Source organism: Streptomyces sp. NPDC030021, from assembly GCF_055574035.1.
This window is the reverse complement of the sequence record NZ_JBVIAH010000010.1, coordinates 65,062-82,561: the sequence shown is the minus strand read 5'-3', so window position 1 is coordinate 82,561 and position 17,500 is coordinate 65,062. Positions and strand designations below refer to the sequence as shown.

Annotated in this window: 15 protein-coding genes and 1 tRNA gene; 9 read left to right on the top strand and 7 right to left on the bottom strand. The window is 70.8% G+C overall.

The genetic code is table 11. From position 1 onward, the window contains the following. The first annotated feature begins 38 nt into the window (after nt 1–38). From ACZ4YL_RS20995 to ACZ4YL_RS20975, 5 genes are all read left to right on the top strand, one after another. The gene (locus ACZ4YL_RS20995; protein WP_468118300.1) at nt 39–527 is read left to right on the top strand and encodes an FtsB family cell division protein; all 489 of its coding nucleotides are present in this window, start codon (nt 39–41) and stop codon (nt 525–527) included. Nucleotides 528–583: 56 nt separating this feature from the next. After that, nucleotides 584–1,135, top strand: a complete 552-nt coding sequence (locus ACZ4YL_RS20990) for a DUF501 domain-containing protein (RefSeq protein WP_389124701.1) — start codon at nt 584–586, stop codon at nt 1,133–1,135. Further along, on the top strand, nt 1,132–2,073 hold the full coding sequence (locus ACZ4YL_RS20985; RefSeq protein WP_393784593.1) for a Ppx/GppA phosphatase family protein: 942 nt from the start codon (nt 1,132–1,134) through the stop codon (nt 2,071–2,073). The genes ACZ4YL_RS20990 and ACZ4YL_RS20985 overlap by 4 nt, the downstream gene beginning before the upstream one ends. Before the next feature lie 390 nt (nt 2,074–2,463). Next, a complete protein-coding gene (locus ACZ4YL_RS20980; protein ID WP_301370514.1) occupies nt 2,464–3,846 on the top strand; it encodes an NAD(P)/FAD-dependent oxidoreductase in 1,383 nt (460 codons plus the stop codon). 178 nt (nt 3,847–4,024) lie between these two features. Next, nucleotides 4,025–5,425, top strand: coding sequence for a class I SAM-dependent methyltransferase (locus ACZ4YL_RS20975; RefSeq protein ID WP_468118298.1), 1,401 nt, complete (start codon nt 4,025–4,027; stop codon nt 5,423–5,425). A gap of 72 nt (nt 5,426–5,497) precedes the next feature. On the opposite strand, the gene ACZ4YL_RS20970 is transcribed toward ACZ4YL_RS20975, so the two are convergent. Further along, entirely contained in the window at nt 5,498–8,047 is a 2,550-nt protein-coding gene (locus ACZ4YL_RS20970) for an ABC transporter permease (RefSeq protein WP_468118297.1), read from the bottom strand. A 57-nt stretch (nt 8,048–8,104) separates the two neighbouring features. Next, entirely contained in the window at nt 8,105–8,869 is a 765-nt protein-coding gene (locus tag ACZ4YL_RS20965) for an ABC transporter ATP-binding protein (RefSeq protein WP_382549653.1), read from the bottom strand. A gap of 408 nt (nt 8,870–9,277) precedes the next feature. On the opposite strand from ACZ4YL_RS20965, the gene ACZ4YL_RS20960 reads away from it, so the two are divergent. Continuing rightward, nucleotides 9,278–9,362, top strand: a tRNA-Leu gene (locus tag ACZ4YL_RS20960). A gap of 403 nt (nt 9,363–9,765) precedes the next feature. Further along, nucleotides 9,766–10,614 carry a Bax inhibitor-1/YccA family protein gene (locus ACZ4YL_RS20955; RefSeq protein ID WP_468118295.1) on the top strand — a complete coding sequence of 283 codons (849 nt, stop codon included), beginning with the start codon at nt 9,766–9,768 and terminating at the stop codon, nt 10,612–10,614. Nucleotides 10,615–10,737: 123 nt separating this feature from the next. Here ACZ4YL_RS20955 and ACZ4YL_RS20950 read toward each other — a convergent pair whose 3' ends face one another. Beyond that, nucleotides 10,738–10,968 carry a DUF4287 domain-containing protein gene (locus tag ACZ4YL_RS20950; protein WP_030010339.1) on the bottom strand — a complete coding sequence of 77 codons (231 nt, stop codon included), beginning with the start codon at nt 10,966–10,968 and terminating at the stop codon, nt 10,738–10,740. Between the two features lie 101 nt (nt 10,969–11,069). On the opposite strand from ACZ4YL_RS20950, the gene ACZ4YL_RS20945 reads away from it, so the two are divergent. Then, entirely contained in the window at nt 11,070–11,408 is a 339-nt protein-coding gene (locus tag ACZ4YL_RS20945) for a hypothetical protein (RefSeq protein WP_468118293.1), read from the top strand. Here the strand turns inward: ACZ4YL_RS20945 and ACZ4YL_RS20940 are convergent. The 3 genes from ACZ4YL_RS20940 to ACZ4YL_RS20930 all read right to left on the bottom strand — a co-directional run bounded on the left by ACZ4YL_RS20940 (nt 11,392) and on the right by ACZ4YL_RS20930 (nt 15,036). Beyond that, complete coding sequence (locus tag ACZ4YL_RS20940) at nt 11,392–12,207, bottom strand: hypothetical protein (protein WP_351158759.1); 816 nt, start codon at nt 12,205–12,207, stop codon at nt 11,392–11,394. The genes ACZ4YL_RS20945 and ACZ4YL_RS20940 overlap by 17 nt on opposite strands. A gap of 421 nt (nt 12,208–12,628) precedes the next feature. Next, entirely contained in the window at nt 12,629–13,849 is a 1,221-nt protein-coding gene (locus ACZ4YL_RS20935) for an acetyl-CoA C-acetyltransferase (RefSeq protein ID WP_468118291.1), read from the bottom strand. Nucleotides 13,850–14,037: 188 nt separating this feature from the next. Then, nucleotides 14,038–15,036: an SGNH/GDSL hydrolase family protein gene (locus ACZ4YL_RS20930; RefSeq protein ID WP_468118289.1), complete on the bottom strand. Its 999-nt coding sequence runs from the start codon at nt 15,034–15,036 to the stop codon at nt 14,038–14,040. 128 nt (nt 15,037–15,164) lie between these two features. On the opposite strand from ACZ4YL_RS20930, the gene ACZ4YL_RS20925 reads away from it, so the two are divergent. Further along, on the top strand, nt 15,165–16,547 hold the full coding sequence (locus tag ACZ4YL_RS20925) for a cystathionine beta-synthase (protein WP_468118580.1): 1,383 nt from the start codon (nt 15,165–15,167) through the stop codon (nt 16,545–16,547). A gap of 521 nt (nt 16,548–17,068) precedes the next feature. Here the strand turns inward: ACZ4YL_RS20925 and ACZ4YL_RS20920 are convergent. Continuing rightward, a complete protein-coding gene (locus ACZ4YL_RS20920) occupies nt 17,069–17,452 on the bottom strand; it encodes a hypothetical protein (RefSeq protein ID WP_468118287.1) in 384 nt (127 codons plus the stop codon). Between the last annotated feature and the right edge of the window lie 48 nt (nt 17,453–17,500).

The window sequence follows — 17,500 nt, the reverse complement described above, 5'->3', positions numbered from 1 at the left end:
GACGTATTGCGTAGTGCGTACCTAGGGGAGGCGGACCAATGGCCGGGAACCGGGACCGGTTCTCCACCTTCTCCACCGCGACCAGGCTCAAGCAGCTCGGCGAGCGGACCGCCGCCCACGTCTACCGGTCGCAGTCGCGGCGTCAGGTCCGCCGCAGCCGGCTCACCGGCCGCGCCGCGCTCCTGGTGCTCGTCCTCTGTACGCTGGTCGTCGCCCTCGCGTATCCGATGCGCCAGTACGTCTCCCAGCGCTCGGAGATCGCGAAGCAGCAGCGGGCCGCCGCGGCCGCGCGGGACCGCATGGAGCGGCTCCGCGACGAGAAGGCCCGCTGGCAGGACGACGCCTACGCGGAGCAGCAGGCGCGCAAGCACCTGCACTTCCTGCGCCCGGGGGAGATCGGCTACATCATGAGCGACCCCGGGGCCCAGCCCCCGCAGCCGCACGGGACCGGCCACGCCGGCTCCGACCGCCCCTGGTACTCCAACGTCTGGGACGGCGTCGACAAGGCCGACCGCCCCGGCGAGTGATCCGTACCGCCGTACCGCAGCACCCATCCACGAGAACGAAGAGACTTCCTCCAGGCATGCAGACGCCCCCGCCCCAGACCGACCGGACCGAGCCGACCGACGCGGACATCGAGGCGTTCGAGCAGCAGCTCGGCCGCCCGCCGCGCGGGCTGCGCGCCATCGCGCACCGCTGCCCCTGCGGGCAGCCGGACGTGGTGGAGACCGCCCCGCGGCTCCCCGACGGCACCCCCTTCCCGACGCTGTACTACCTGACGTGCCCGCGCGCGGCCTCCGCGATCGGCACGCTGGAGGCCAACGGCGTGATGAAGGAGATGCAGGCCCGGCTCGCCGAGGACAAGGAACTGGCCGCCGCCTACCAGGCCGCCCACGAGGACTACATCCAGCGGCGCGACGCCATCGAGGTGCTCCAGGGCTTCCCGAGCGCCGGCGGCATGCCGGACCGGGTGAAGTGCCTGCACGTGCTGGTCGGTCACTCCCTGGCCGCCGGCCCCGGGGTGAACCCGTTCGGCGACGAGGCCCTCGCCATGCTGCCGGAGTGGTGGGCCAAGGGTGCCTGCGTCGTCCCGTGCGGGGAGAAGAAGACGGACGACAAGGAGCCGGGGGCGTGACCCGCGTCGCCGCCGTCGACTGCGGTACGAACTCCATCCGGCTGCTCGTGGCGGACTGCGACCCGGCCACCGGCGAGCTGACCGAGCTGGACCGCCGGATGACCATCGTCCGGCTCGGCCAGGGCGTGGACCGGACCGGGCGCCTGGCCCCGGAGGCGCTGGAGCGCACCTTCGCCGCCTGCCGCGAGTACGCGGGGGTCATCAAGGAGTTCGGCGCGGAGCGGGTGCGCTTCGTGGCGACCTCCGCCTCCCGGGACGCCGAGAACCGGGCGGACTTCGTCCGGGGCGTCCTGGACATCCTGGGGGTCGAGCCCGAGGTGATCTCCGGTGACCAGGAGGCGGAGTTCTCCTTCACCGGCGCCACCAAGGAGCTCACGGCGCACGAACACCTGGAGCGCCCCTTCCTGGTCGTGGACATCGGCGGCGGTTCGACCGAGTTCGTGGTCGGCGAGGAGCACGTACGGGCCGCGCGGTCCGTGGACATCGGCTGCGTCCGGATGACCGAGCGGCACCTGGTGGTGGACGGGGTCGTCACCGACCCGCCGACCGCGGAGCAGGTCGCCGCGATCCGGGCCGACATCGAGGCGGCGCTGGACCTGGCCGCCGAGAGCGTCCCGCTGGCCGAGGCGCGCACGCTGGTGGGCCTGGCCGGCTCGGTGACCACGGTCGCCGGGATCGCGCTGGGGCTGCCGGAGTACCTCTCGTCGGCCATCCACCACTCCCGGATCTCCTACGAGCAGGTGCGGGAGATCAGCGAGCGGATGCTGACGGCGACGCACGCCGAGCGCGCGGCGATCCCCGTGATGCATCCGGGCCGGGTGGACGTGATCGGCGCGGGCGCGCTGGTACTGCTGGCGATCATGGAACGCATCGGCGCTTCCGAGGTTGTCGTGTCGGAGCACGACATCCTCGATGGAATCGCTTGGTCCATCGCCTGAACAACCTTCGAAGCAGCTTGTGAGGGGCTCTCGGGCCCGTGATCCACATCAAGTTCGTGAAGTTCTTCACAAGGAAAAAGGGTCTGCGAGGTCAATGGAAGGGCCCTTCGGGGCCCTCCGGAGGCCCTCAGGCCCTTTTTCGCGTGCGTTCGTGCGATCGGCGGAGGCGACGGGATCCGCGTCGGAGGTATGGACGAACCCCTGTGGTCCAGTCCGCTTTCGGCCTTGGAGGCCAGTTCAGGACGGGTGAACAACGACTCCGGACGCCTTCTGGTTCCCGTCGCGCGCCATGACCTCCGTCACGTGGGCGGCGGAGTGTAGCAGAGGGTCTCCCAGTCCTTGTGAAGGGGCTCACGAGCGGCACCCCTTTGGGTGCTGGATACTCGTTCCATGAGCACCACGGAGCGTCCCAGGATCCTCGTTGTAGGAGGTGGGTACGTAGGCCTGTACGCAGCCAAGCGCATCATGAAGAAGATGCGCTACGGCGAGGCGACCGTCACGGTCGTCGACCCGCGCTCGTACATGACCTACCAGCCCTTCCTCCCTGAAGTGGCCGCAGGCAGCATCTCGCCTCGGCACGTCGTCGTCCCGCTGCGACGCGTGCTGCCCAAGGCAGAGGTTCTCACCGGCCGGGTCACCAGCATCGACCAGGACCGCAAGGTCGCCGTCGTCACGCCGCTCGTCGGCGAGGCGTACGAGCTGCCCTTCGACTACCTGGTGATCGCGCTCGGCGCCGTCTCCCGCACCTTCCCGATCCCCGGCCTCGCCGAGCAGGGCATCGGTATGAAGGGCGTCGAAGAGGGCATCGGCCTGCGCAACCACGTTCTCGAGCAGCTCGACAAGGCCGAGTCCACGACGGACGAGAACGTCCGCCGCAAGGCCCTCACCTTCGTCTTCGTCGGCGGCGGCTTCGCCGGTGCGGAGACCATCGGTGAGGTCGAGGACATGGCCCGGGACGCTGCGAAGTACTACTCCACGATCAAGCGCGAGGACATGCGCTTCATCCTGGTCGACGCGGCCGACAAGATCCTTCCCGAGGTCGGGCCCAAGCTCGGCACCTGGGGCAAGGAGCACCTTGAGTCCCGCGGCATCGAGATCTACCTCAGCACCTCCATGGACTCCTGCGTGGACGGCCACGTGGTGCTGAAGAACGGCCTTGAGGTCGACTCCAACACCATCGTGTGGACCGCCGGCGTCAAGCCGAACCCGGCGCTGGCCCGCTACGGCCTGCCGCTCGGCCCCCGCGGCCACGTGGACGCTCAGCCGACCCTCCAGGTCACGGGCACCGACTACATCTGGGCCGCGGGCGACAACGCCCAGGTTCCGGACGTGGCCGCCCGCAAGGCCGGTGTCGAGAACGCCTGGTGCCCGCCGAACGCCCAGCACGCGCTGCGTCAGGCCAAGGTCCTCGGCGACAACGTCATCTCGGGCATGCGGGGCTTCCCGCAGGCCGAGTACTCGCACTCCAACAAGGGTGCGGTGGCAGGCCTCGGCCTCCACAAGGGCGTCGCGATGATCGTCATGGGCAAGACGAAGATCAAGCTCAAGGGCCGGCTGGCCTGGTACATGCACCGTGGCTACCACGGCATGGCCATGCCGACCTGGAACCGCAAGATCCGCGTCTTCGCCGACTGGACCCTCGCGATGTTCCTCAAGCGCGAGGTCGTCTCCCTCGGTGCGCTGGAGACCCCCCGCGAGGAGTTCTACGAGGCCGCGAAGCCGGCGCCGGCCCCGGCCGCCGCCGCTGCCCCGGCCGCGAAGGCCAAGGCCTGACCCATGTGACCGGCAGGACCTGAGCTCCACCTGCCTCACTTGCTCCATCTGCTCCACCTGTACGACCTGTACGACCCCGAAGGGGCCGCCCGCCATCCGTGGTGCGGGCGGCCCCTTCGGCGTACCCGGGGCCCGGGATGGGTAGACGGAGGGGTCGGAGCTTTTGTGGAGGTGCGCCATGACCGACGCCGCGCCGCGGCTCGCCGTTGTTGCCGAGACCCTGCTGGGTGCCCCGCTGCCGGTACGTGTGCGGGCCTGGGACGGCAGCGAGGCCGGCCCGCCCGACGGCCCCGTGCTCGTCATCCACAACCGCCGCGCCCTGCGGCGGATGCTGTGGAGGCCCGGCGAGCTGGGGCTGGCCCGCGCCTGGGTGGCAGGCGAACTGACAGTCGAAGGCAATCTGTTCGACCTGCTGGACCGGGTGGCGGGCCTGCTGTGGGAACGCGGACCGGACCTGCCGCCCGTCGGCCCCGCCGTCTCCACGGCCCAGACCGGGCCCGGGCCGCTCACGGCCCTGGGGAACCTCGCGCGCCGTGCCGGGCTCCCCGCGCTCTCCGACCTGCCGGGCGCGAGGTGGCGCGACGCCGCCCACCGGGCGGCCGCGCGCGAGCTGATCGCCCTCGCCGGACCGTTGCCGCCGCCCCCGCCCCCCGCCGAGGAGGCGGACCGGCGGGGCGGAGCACGCCACAGCAAGGGCCGCGACCGCCGGGCCGTCAGCCACCACTACGACGTCGGCAACGACTTCTACGAACGGGTCCTCGGCCCCTCGATGGTGTACTCCTGCGCCTACTGGAGCCCCGGCTCCACCCTGGAGCAGGCCCAGCACGACAAGCTCGACCTGGTCTGCCGCAAGCTCGCCCTGCGGCCCGGGGACCGGCTGCTCGACGTCGGCTGCGGCTGGGGCTCCATGGCGCTGCACGCGGCCCGGGCGTACGGCGTCCGGGTTACCGGCGTCACGCTCTCCCGCGAGCAGGCCGTGTACGCCCGTAAACGGGTCGCGGACGAGGGACTGACCGACCTGGTGGACATCCGGATCCAGGACTACCGGGACGTCAAGGACGGGCCGTACGACGCCATTTCCTCCATCGGGATGGCCGAACACGTCGGGGCCGACCGCTACCGGGACTACGCCCGCACCCTGCACGCCCTGCTGCGCCCCGGCGGGCGGCTGCTGAACCACCAGATCGCCCGTCCGCCGGAGCCGGACGAGGAGGCGTACCGGGTCGACGAGTTCATCGACGCCTACGTCTTCCCCGACGGCGAGCTCTCCCCGCTCGGCACCACCGTCGGCGAACTGGAGCGGGCCGGCTTCGAGGTCCGCGACGTGGAGGCGCTGCGCGAGCACTACGGGCTGACCCTGCGGGCCTGGGTGGCCCGGCTGGAGGAGCACTGGGCGGAGGCGGTCCGGCTGACCTCGCCCGGGCGGGCCCGGGTCTGGCAGCTCTACATGGCAGCCTGCGCGCTCGGCTTCGAGCGGGGCCGGCTCGGGGTCAACCAGGTGCTCGCGGTGCGGCCCACGGCGTCCGGTGACGCCCGGCTGCCGCTGCGGCTCCGTACGTGGGACGCAGAAACGGTCTAGCAGCCCCATGGGAACGCGGAAGGGCCCCAGGCATCGCCTGGGGCCCTTCCGCGTGCTGTGCCGCTGCGGCTGCTACTCCGTCTTGATGGCGGTGAGCATGTTCAGGCGGGCGGCGCTGCGGGCCGGCCACATGGCGGCCAGGACACCGACCACGGCGGCCAGCAGGAGGAAGATGCCGATCCGGTCCCACGGGAGGATCAGTTCGTAGTTCGGCATGGACTTCGCGATCGTGGTGCCCACGGCCCAGGCGAGGAAGACGCCGATGGCGACGCCCAGGACCGCTCCGAAGAGCGAGATCACCACGGCCTCCAGGCGGATCATGTTCTTGACCCGGCCCCGGTCGAGACCGATCGCCCGCAGCATGCCGATCTCCTGGGTCCGCTCGAAGACGGACATGGCCAGGGTGTTGACCACACCGAGCACCGAGATGACCAGTGCCATGCCGAGCAGGCCGTACATGATGTTCAGCATCGTGTTGATCATGCCGCCCATCTCGTTGCGCATGTCCTGCTGGGTGGCGACGGTGATGGCCGGGTTCTTGCCGAGGGCGTCGACGACCTTCTGCTGGGCGGCCTTGGAGGCCCCGCCGTCGACGTTGACGTACACCTCGGGGATGTACATCTCCTCGCTGTGCTCGGTGAGGATCTTGTTGTCGATGACGTAGGGGGAGAGCAGGCCCTCCATGTCCTTGAAGATCGCGCCGACCTTGACGGACGCCTCCTGGCCGTCGTCGTACTTCAGCTTGAGCGGGGTGCCGACCGTGAACTTCTGCTTCTTGGCGGTCTTCTCGGCGACGGCGACCTCGCCCTTGCCGAGGCTGTCGAGCGAGCCGCTGAGGACCTCGACGTTGAGGAGCTGGCCGATGGTGGCCGGGTTGACGCCGGAGGCGGCCCGGAAGTCGCCGTCGACCAGGAAGTAGCCGGCCGTCTGCGGGGAGACCGCCTTGATGCCGGGGGCCTTGGACAGGGTCTCGGCCACGGACTTGTCGAGGCTGCCCGCGTCGGAGGACATGGAGACCCGGTAGTCGGCCTTGAGCTTCTCGGTGCTCATCCGGTCGACGACCTTGCCGACGGTGATGCCGAGCACCGACAGGGTGGTGACCAGGGTCAGGCCGATCGCCAGGGAGGCGGCGGTGACGGCGGTGCGGCGCGGGTTGCGGACGGCGTTCTGGGAGGCCAGCTTGCCGGGGATCCCGAACAGCTTCGCCAGCAGCGGTCGGACGGTGCCGATGACCGGCTTGGAGAGCAGCGGCAGCAGCACGATCATGCCGATCAGCATGAAGAAGGCGCCGGCTCCCATGGTCATGCGGCCCGAGTTGCCGCCCGTGGACACGCCCAGGAAGACCAGGCCGATGCCACCGAGGCTGATGATCGAGCCGAGGATGTTGCGTACGAGCAGGGACTTCGAGGTGGCCGGCAGGTGGGCGCTGCCCATGGCGGCGACCGGGGCGATCTTGCCGGTGCGCCAGGCCGGCAGCACGGCGGCGACGGTGGTGACGACGACGCCGATGACGAGGGCGGCGGTGACGGTGCCGGGGGCGATCACGAGTGCGCCGCCCGGCAGCTTGGCGCCGAGGGAGCCGATGACGGAGCGGATCCCGATCGCCAGGCCGATGCCGCTGACCAGGCCGACGGCGGCCGACAGGACGCCGACGACGAGGGCCTCGCTGAGCACGGAGCGCATGACCTGACCGCGGTTGGCGCCGACGGCGCGCAGCAGGGCCAGCTCCCTGGTGCGCTGGGTGACCAGCATGGTGAAGGTGTTGTAGATCAGGAAGATGCCGACGAAGAGCGAGATACCGGCGAAGACGAGCAGCATCGTGCTGAGGTTGCTGAGGCCCTTCTCGATCTGCTTGGCCTGATCGGCGGCGAGCGCCGCGCCGGTCTGCGCCTTGGCGTTCTTGTCGAGCAGCGGCTTGATGTCGGCGAGCAGCTTGTCGGCGGAGGTGCCGTTCTTCGCGCCGACCGACAGCTCCTGGAAGTAGCCGGGCTTGAGGTAGAGCTCCTGGGCGACCTTGGTCTCGAAGAGGACCAGGCTGCCGCCGGCCTGGACGGCGCCGTCCTCGGTGGTGAAGACGCCGGCGAGGGAGTACTCCTTGACCGGGCCGTTGGTGGCGACGCGGACCTTGTCGCCGACCTTGTAGTTGCCCTTGTCGGCGGTGGCCTTGTCGAGGGCGACCTCGTCGGCCTTGGCCGGGCCGGCGCCCTGGGCGAAGGCGTAGCGCGGGTCCTTGCCGTCCTTGACGGGCGTGTAGTTGGCGCCCTGGTTGGACCAGCCGGAGCCGATCAGCTTGCCGTTCTCGTCGCCGACGCCGGCGAAGCCCGACACGCGGCCGGAGACGGTGTCGACGCCCGGGAGCGCCTTGATCTTGTCGAGGGTCTGCTGGCCGAGGCCGGGCTCGCCCTCCTTCCCGCCCTGCTCGTTGCGGCCCTGGCCGTACGAGGTGACCGAGACGGCGATGCCCTCGTAGCTCTTGGCGGACTGCCCGGAGAGGGACTTCTTGAGGGTGTCGGTGAAGACGAGGGTGCCGGAGACGAAGGCGACGCCGAGGGTGACGGCGAGCACCGTCATCAGCAGCCGGGCCTTGTGCGCGAGGACGTTGCGCAGGGCGGTACGGAACATGGGGGATCTCAGTCCTGGGGCTGGAAGTCTGGAGGAGGGCTGCGGAGGTGGCCCGGGTCAGCTCGTACGGCCCTTGGCGTCGAAGGCCTTCATCCGGTCGAGCACGCTGTCGGCGGTGGGGCTGTGCATCTCGTGGACGATCTCGCCGTCGGCGAGGAAGATGACGCGGTCCGCGTAGGAGGCGGCGACCGGGTCGTGAGTGACCATCACGACGGTCTGGCCCAGCTCGCGCACCGAGTTGCGCAGGAAGCCGAGGACCTCGGCGCCGGAGCGGGAGTCGAGGTTTCCGGTGGGCTCGTCACCGAAGATGATCTCGGGGCGGGAGGCCAGGGCGCGGGCCACCGCCACGCGCTGCTGCTGGCCGCCGGAGAGCTGGGTGGGGCGGTGGGAGAGGCGGCCCGAGAGGCCGACCATGTCGATCACGGAGTCCAGCCACTGCTTGTCGGGCTTGCGGCCGGCGATGTCCATGGGGAGCGTGATGTTCTCCAGGGCCGTCAGGGTCGGCAGCAGGTTGAAGGCCTGGAAGATGAAGCCGATCTTGTCCCGGCGGAGCTGGGTGAGCTGCTTGTCCTTGAGGCTGCCGAGCTCGGTGTCGCCGATGCGGACGGAGCCCGCGGAGAAGGTGTCCAAGCCCGCGACGCAGTGCATCAGCGTGGACTTGCCGGAGCCCGAGGGGCCCATGATCGCGGTGAACTGCCCCTGCGTGAAGTCCACCGTGACGTTCTTGAGGGCGACCACCTGGGTCTCGCCCTGGCCGTACACCTTGGAGAGGCCGGTGGCGCGGGCGGCCACGGCCTGGGCGGTGTGCGGGGCGTAGTTCATGGTGGTCACGGGACGGCTCCTCGGTCTGCGGTGCGGGGACGTTTCCATCCTCGCCGCGGGTACCCCCGCTCCGGATCAGCCGCCGTGCCTGTTCCTCGCCCCGCTGGAGTCTGACGGCGGGCGGGCTCGTGTCCTCCTCTGGTATGACAGGAGCCTGATCGGCGGCCGGTGGCCCGGGGTGGCGGGGAGGGTGGCGCGGGGGGTGGCGTGGGCCATCGAAATCCCGTCATTCCCGTACAGGTGATGATCGACGTCCAGAGCGGGCCGACCGCGCATTCTCGGGTCTGACGAACCCTCAAGCGCCAATAAAATCAGACAACATCGGAAAGTTCGCAGGTTGGCAGGGGGAGCGATCCGGATAGGCTCGGCTCAGCGTTCAAGGCTTTTTCACGGGGGCCGCCACGCCTTGCCCGGATGGTGGAATGCAGACACGGCGAGCTTAAACCTCGCTGGCCTTCGGGCCGTGCCGGTTCAAGTCCGGCTCCGGGCACCATCAATGGCACGGCGTCCGGCCTGCAGGACCGGCCTTCCTGGAACTTGACCGTTTCCGGGGACCGGGAACACGGGGGAACACGCACGTCGCGAGCGCCTTCCACGAACGGAAAGCCGGAGTCGTCCGTGACGACGCCAACGAGGCGCAGACCCGCCGGCCGCCGGGCCGGGTGAAGGGCGAGGGGTACGCCGCTCCCGGGCGCACGCCCCGGGGCGTGACCGGGACCCGGGACGTTTCCGCCGGGCCGGTCCGGTCGGCGTACGGGGGTCCTCCGCGAGGCTCCCTTTATTTACTGCGCTCCGTCGTGGCCTCTCCTAAGATCCTCCTCCAGCAGTAGAGTGCTTTTTTTGCGAGCGCATTACTCTTGTTGCAAGGCCGCGCTCGGTGGCCACGGAGGAGTGAGATGAGGAGCAGTAACCCGGTCTTCTCGCGACGGGGGTTCAGCCGCGACAACGGTGGCTACGCGGGCTTTGACGCGCAGCCGCAGCAGGCCGGGACCAACCCGTACGCGACGAACCCGTACGCGGCCGACCCGACCACCGGCATGCCCCAGGCCCCGGCCCGCGCCAACGTGATGACCATGGACGACGTCGTGAGCCGTACGGCCATGACGCTCGGCACGCTCATCGTGACGGCGACCCTCGCCTGGGTGGCGCTTCCGGTCGACCCGGACAACCTCGGCGTGTCCTACGGCATCGCTGTCGGTGCCGCGCTCGTCGCGTTCGTCCTCGTGATCATCCAGTCGTTCAAGAGCAGGCCCGCTCCGGGCCTGATCCTGGCCTACGCGGCGTTCGAGGGTGTCTTCCTCGGCGTCATCAGCGCGACCGTCAGCACCTACATCGGCCCCGGCGTGGTCATGCAGGCCGTGATGGGCACGATGTGCGTCTTCGCCGCCGTGCTCTTCGCGTACAAGATGGGCTGGATCCGCGTCACCCGCCGCTTCTACGGATTCGTGATGGCGGCGACGCTGGGCTTCATCCTCCTGATGCTCGTGAACACGCTGTTCGCGGTCATCGGCGGCGGTGACGGCCTCGGCTTCCGCAGCGGCGGCCTCGGCCTGCTGTTCGGTGCCATCGGCGTCATCCTCGGCGCCTGCTTCCTCGCCCTCGACTTCAAGCAGGTCGAGGACGGCATCGCCTACGGTGCCCCGCGCGAGGAGGCCTGGCTGGCGGCCTTCGCCCTCACCATTTCCCTGGTCTGGATCTACGTCGAGATGCTGCGCATCTTCGCGATCCTCTCGGGCGACGACTAGCGGGACCCGCGGGCCGGCCACCGGCCCGCGCACGGCATGGGGAAGGCCCCGTGAGCACACCGCTCGCGGGGCCTTCCCGCATCCAGGGTGCGGGAACGGTCGGGTAACGGGGGAGAGGGGGGCTCAGCCGAACCGGCGTGCGGCTCTGCGCAGGTCGTACTCGTGGATGATCGCCTTGGCCTGGCCGTACGACAGCTCGTGCGCGCCGCGCAGCCAGCTGACCTTCTCCTCGAACCGGACGAGTGAGGGGCCGTCGTCCACGGTGCGGAGCCAGTCGGAGACTTCACGACCGGTGGTCTGGGGGATTCTGTCGATCATGTTGCGGTGTGTCTGCTCGGAGAACTCTACGGACATGGGCGCCTCCGGAGGTATCGCCGTGCTGTTCTCTTCACGCCACCGTGCCGGAGAGTTCGCCCGTTGGCAATGGTGCCCGGGCGGCGCGTAAGGTCGGCCGGGTGCTTGATACTTCGCCCCTGACCGCCGTCGTGGAACGTTTCGCCGACCGGCTGCGGGCCGCGCCGCAGAGCCGCCTGCAGCAGGGCGCCGCCGCCGCGGCGCTGGACCTGGCCCGCGAACTCTCCGTACGGGCCCAGCGGATCGAGACGCCCGGGCAGGAGCCGAAGGAGGTGCCGGACGCCGGCATCTTCGTGGTCGGCGATCAGGTGGCGGTGACCGGGCTGGACCTCGCCGAAGCACTGCGCGCCGCGGCCCCGGGCAGCGCGAAGGCCCCGTCCGAGGTGCTGGACGAGGCCGTGCGGCTGGTGGAGCAGGCGGAGATCAGAGCGATGCGATGACGCGGTCCGCGAGGATGTAGACGTTGCTGTCGGGGTCCTCGGCGTCACCGCAGGAGAAGGTCAGCGCGTAGGCGCCGGAGATGCCCGAGCCGCCCAGCAGGACCGGCGCGGTGCCCGAGCGCAGGGCCTCGGCGAGGCGCTCCGCGGTCTCCCGGTGCCCCGGGGTCATGCACAGCGTCGTGCCGTCGGTGAAGACGTACACGTCGAGCGTGCCGAGCGGGCCCGGGCGGACGTCCGCGAGGGCCGTACGGGCCTCCGCGAGCTCCTCCAGGCGGTTCACGGTGCGCTCGTGGTCGGCGCCGGGGTGCGAGGCCTGGACCGGTACGAAGTCGGGGTGCGAGGGGTGGCGCCGGCGCGCGGCGGCCAGCTCGGCCGAATCCTCGGGGTACCCGGGGAGCTCGTCGAGGATCTCCTCGCCGAGTACGGGCTCCAGCCCCACCAGGTCGGCCTGCCGGGGCAGGAAGACCGGGCTGTCCTCGCCGAGCCCGGGCAGACCGCCCAGCAGCGAGGGGGCGTCGGCGGCGTCACGGGCCTCCTGCGCGGCCCAGAAGGCCCGCGCCTCGGCGAGCTCGCGCTCGCGCTCCTCGGCGAGGGCTTCGGCCACGGCGGCTCGTATCTCCGCGGCGGGGGACTCCACGGCGCTGCGGGCGTGCGGGACGGTCGCACCGCGGGGGTGGACCGGCACCGCCAGCTCGGTGCGCAGGGCGGTGACCTGCTTGCGCAGACCGTGGACGGCGTGCAGCGCAGCAGCGCCCACGGCGGTGGCAGCGGCCGTGGTCAGCAGCAGGGCAAGAGACATGGCGCTCACTGACTAACTCCTGAGGTGATTCGATCCCCCGACTTCCTACATCAGAGTGTCCCGACCTGGGAATGGCGCGCAGTGCATTACGTCACGAAATGGACAGGGCTTTGGTCACATGCGCCGCACCTGTACCAGCCCTGACCTGCGTAAACACCGATCCCCCAGGAGATAGGTCACATCCTGGGGGAAATTTGGTCACAGGTCGGCCGCGACCGGGTTAGATCCGGCGTCAGCACGCCGCAAGGGATCCGGCCGGATCCCTTGCGGCGTCTGGGCCCGCTCTTGATCGAATTAGCTCAGGCGCTCGATCTCTCGGTCGCGCTGATCTTCGCCACCGCTGCGGGCAGGTGCCGCCCCTCGCCACGCGGCGGAGCCGCACGTCGACACGGTCGGGGCAGCCCCTACCCTCCGCTACGGCTCAGCTCAGGCGCTCGATGACCATGGCCATGCCCTGGCCACCGCCGACACACATGGTCTCGAGACCGAACTGCTTGTCGTGGAACTGCAGGCTGTTGATCAGAGTGCCGGTGATGCGCGCACCGGTCATCCCGAAGGGGTGACCGACGGCGATGGCTCCGCCGTTGACGTTCAGCTTCTCCAGCGGGATCTCCAGGTCCCGGTACGACGGGATGACCTGGGCCGCGAAGGCCTCGTTGATCTCGAAGAGGTCGATGTCGCCGACCGTCAGGCCGGCCCGCTTCAGGGCCTGCTTCGACGCCTCGACCGGGCCCAGGCCCATGATCTCGGGGGAGAGGCCGGTGACGCCGGTGGAGACGATCCGGGCCAGCGGGGTCAGGCCCAGCTCGCGGGCCTTGGTGTCGCTCATGATGACCAGCGCCGCGGCGCCGTCGTTCAGCGGGCAGCAGTTGGCGGCCGTGACCAGGCCGTCGGGGCGGAAGACGGGCTTGAGGCCCTGCACGCCCTCCAGGGTCACGCCGGCGCGCGGGCCGTCGTCCCCGGAGACGACCGTGCCGTCCGGGGTGGTGACCGGGGTGATCTCACGGGCCCAGAAGCCGTTCTTGACGGCCTCTTCCGCGAGGTTCTGCGAGCGGACGCCGAACTCGTCCATGTCCTGACGGGTCACGCCCTTGATGCGGGCCAGGTTCTCGGCGGTCTGGCCCATCGCGATGTACGCGTCCGGGACCAGGCCGTCCTCGCGCGGGTCGTGCCAGCCGGAGCCGGTCGACTCGGCGACGGCCGTCGTACGGGCCTCGGCCTCGGCGAAGAGCGGGTTGTGGGTGTCGGGCCAGGAGTCCGAGTTGCCCTTGGCGAACCGCGACACCATCTCGACGCCGGCCGAGATGAAGACGTCGCCCTCGCCCGCCTTGATGGCGTGCAGGGCCATGCGGGAGGTCTGCAGCGAGGAGGAGCAGTAGCGGGTGATGGTGGTGCCGGGCAGGAAGTCCATGCCCATCTGCACGGCCACGATGCGGGCCAGGTTGTTGCCCTGCTCCCCGCCCGGCAGGCCGCAGCCCAGCATCAGGTCGTCGATCTCGCGCGGGTCCAGGCCGGGGACCTTGGCCAGGGCGGCCTGGATGATCGTCGCGGTCAGGTCGTCCGGCCGCACGTCCTTGAGGGACCCCTTGAAGGCGCGCCCGATGGGGGAGCGGGCAGTGGAAACGATGACGGCTTCGGGCATCGGGACTCCAGGGTGTGTTGCGGCTCTGAGCGGGACCGCAAGCGAAGTTACCGCCCCGTATGGTCCAGGTCACCGGCCGGGGCGTGTGACACGGGCCGCACTCGCCCCGCGGGGCGCCGCCCGTAGGGGGTGTCTTGCCGGTCAGGCCGGGCTCGTGGGGCCTGACCGGCAAGACGCCCCTCGGGCTCTCAGGGCACCACCGGCTCGGCCGGGTCCGTGGCCGGCACCCGCCGACGGCGGCGGTGCTTGAGCAGGACCCAGGGGCCGCGGGCGGCCGTGACCTCCGTGCCCGCCTGGCCCGCCGCGGCCGACGCGGCCTTCGCCACCGGCAGCATGTCCTCGTCCCGGGACACGTCCAGCCGGTCCGACTCCGGCCACAGGCCCAGTGTCGCGCACAGGGTCGGCAGCACGGCCATGGCGGCGGTCGCGTACCCCTCGGCCGACGGGTGGTAGGAGTCCGGGCCGAACATCTCGCGCGGGTTCGCGGCGAACTCCGGGCCCAGCAGGTCCCCCATGGAGACCGTACGGGCGCCCAGCGCGACCACTCCTATGGTCTGCGCGGCGGCCAGCTGGCGCGAGACCCGGCGCGCCAGCCAGCGCAGCGGCTGGTAGACCGGCTCGATCGTGCCCAGGTCCGGGCAGGTGCCCACGACGACCTCCGAGCCGGCCAGGCGCAGCCTGCGCACGGCCGAGGTGAGCAGCCGCACCGACTGGGTCGGCGGCATCCGGCGGGTCACGTCGTTCGCGCCGATCATGATCACGCACACGTCCGGGGCCGGCCGGTCCCCGTCCAGCAGCAGGCCCACCTGCCGGTCCAGGTCGTCGGACATGGCACCCGACAGGGCCACGTTGCGCAACTCCACCGGCCGCTCGGCCACCGACGCCAGCCCGGAGGCCATCAGGGCCGCCGGGGTCTGCCGGGCCCGCCGTACGCCCAGTCCCGCGGCCGTGGAATCACCCAGCATGCCCAGGCGCAGCGGGCCCGGGCTCTGCTCCGGCCCGCCGAACTCGCTCCCGTACAGCCCGTCGGCACGCGGTGGCTCCGGCAGCCCGGAGCCGACAGCCCGCCTCGCGAACTGCATCTCGGCCACCACCAGCCCGACCGCGGCGGCCCCGACCAGTCCGAGTCCGCCTCCGCCGTACGCCGCCCCCGCCGCGATCCGGCGGGCTGTCCTCGCCCTGGACATCCTTCAGGCCACCTCCTCGGTCCTCATTGATCCCTACCTGCCCCGTACGTACGGTCGGCCAATCCCTTTCCGCATACTCTGGCCGGACCTCCCGGAGAACCCGTGGAGTCCCCTCCTTGGAGAACATGGTGCAATTCCACGACTCGATGATCAGCCTCGTCGGCAACACCCCGCTGGTGAAGCTCAACCGTGTGACCGAAGGCCTGCAGGCCACCGTCCTTGCGAAGGTCGAGTACTTCAATCCCGGTGGATCCGTGAAGGACCGGATCGCCGTACGGATGATCGAGGCCGCCGAGCAGAGCGGAGCCCTCAAGCCCGGCGGCACCATCGTGGAGCCGACCAGCGGCAACACGGGTGTAGGACTCGCCATCGTGGCCCAGCAGAAGGGCTACAAGTGCATCTTCGTCTGCCCTGACAAGGTGTCCATGGACAAGATCAACGTGATGCGCGCGTACGGCGCCGAGGTCGTGGTCTGCCCGACCGCCGTCGACCCCGAGCACCCGGACTCGTACTACAACGTGTCCGACCGCCTCGCGCGCGAGCCCGGCGCTTGGAAGCCCGACCAGTACAGCAACCCGAACAACCCCCGTTCGCACTACGAGACCACCGGCCCCGAGCTGTGGGACCAGACGGACGGGAAGATCACCCACTTCGTCGCGGGCGTCGGCACCGGCGGCACGATCTCCGGCACCGGCAACTACCTCAAGGAGGTCAGCGGCGGGAAGGTCAAGGTCATCGGCGCCGACCCCGAGGGCTCGGTCTACTCCGGCGGCTCCGGGCGTCCGTACCTCGTCGAAGGTGTCGGCGAGGACTTCTGGCCGACCGCCTACGACCCGAACGTCACCGACGAGATCATCGCGGTGTCCGACAAGGACTCCTTCCAGATGACCCGCCGCCTCGCCAAGGAGGAGGGCCTGCTCGTCGGCGGCTCCTGCGGCATGGCCGTCGTCGCCGCCCTGCGCGCGGCCGAGGGCCTCGGGCCGGACGACGTGGTGGTCGTCCTGCTGCCGGACAGCGGCCGCGGCTACCTCAGCAAGATCTTCAGCGACGAGTGGATGGCGGGACACGGCTTCCTGGAGGAGGCCGGCCCCGCCGCGCGCATCGGCGACGTGCTGAACGACAAGGAGGGCGGCATCCCCTCCCTCGTCCACATGCACCCCGAGGAGACCGTCGGCGAGGCCATCGAGGTCCTGCGCGAGTACGGCGTCTCGCAGATGCCGATCGTCAAGCCGGGCGCCGGTCACCCGGACGTGATGGCCGCCGAGGTCATCGGCTCCGTGGTCGAGAAGGAGCTCCTGGCGGCGCTGTTCGCCCAGCGGGCCTCCCTGACCGACCCGCTGGAGAAGCACATGAGCTCCCCGCTGCCGCAGGTCGGCTCCGGCGAGCCGGTGTCCGAGCTGATGGCGGTGCTCGGCGAGGCGGACGCGGCGATCGTGCTGGTCGAGGGCAAGCCCACCGGCGTGGTGAGCCGTCAGGACCTGCTGGCCTTCCTGGCCAAGTCCGCGAAGTAGCCTGCGGCCCGCCCGGGGACGGGGCGCGGGCCCACGGCCCGCCTCCCACCCCGGGCACCCGGCCCGTGGCACGGCCTTCGCGCAATCGGTACGGGCATGACACGTGACGGCAGCACCCGCTTAACACGGCTCCGGCACAGTGGTGGTTGTCGGCAGGGGAGTCCGGGAGACCGGAACCCGGCCGGCACCACGGAACGGCGTGTGCGTACCTCCGGAGCGGCTCCCGGACCGCGCGTACGCCACGGACGCGGACGGCCCTGACCCGGCCGTGTCCTTCGCGGGGACCGCCGTCGTCCCGCCCCTCGGGCGACCGAGGGTGCGGCGGTCCCCGCGCAATCCTTTTCGGGGCTCGGTTCGCCTCCGGGGCGCCTTGTGCCGGCTCGTGACGGCGTACGTGCTCGAAAACCGCTCGTGCCTCACGGTTTCCTCCGCGCGTTCGCCCTCACTCCCCGTCGCGCCCCTTCGGCTCACTCGCCCGTGCGCCGGCGGTGGTGGCGGACCCGCGCCCGCCCGACGGCCGGTCAGTCCAGCGGGTCCTGCGTACCGCGCCGGAGGTGACGGGCGTGGATGAAGTTCACGCCCACGATCCCCGCCCAGGCGACGATCAGCCCCGGCAGCCGCGCCTGCGCGACGGCGATCGCCGACAGCGGGATCGCCAGGACCAGCGTGACGATCGCGAAGCCGAAGCGTTCGCCGAAGTTCCCGTCCCCCGGCGCGGCGGACGGCGCCCGGCCGTCACCGCGGGCCGCGGACAGGCGCTCCTCCGCGAGCCGGCGCCGGACCTGCGTGTCGACCTTTTCGACGAACGAGTCCACGAGCGCGGCCTCGTACTCCGGACCCAGCTCGCGCCGGGCGTCCATCGTCGCGTCGAATTCCTTCTTCAGTTCCTGGGCATGCGCGTCCATGCCCCCACCGTAGGAACCCCGGCGGGCCCCGGCACTGGGGCTGGCCCC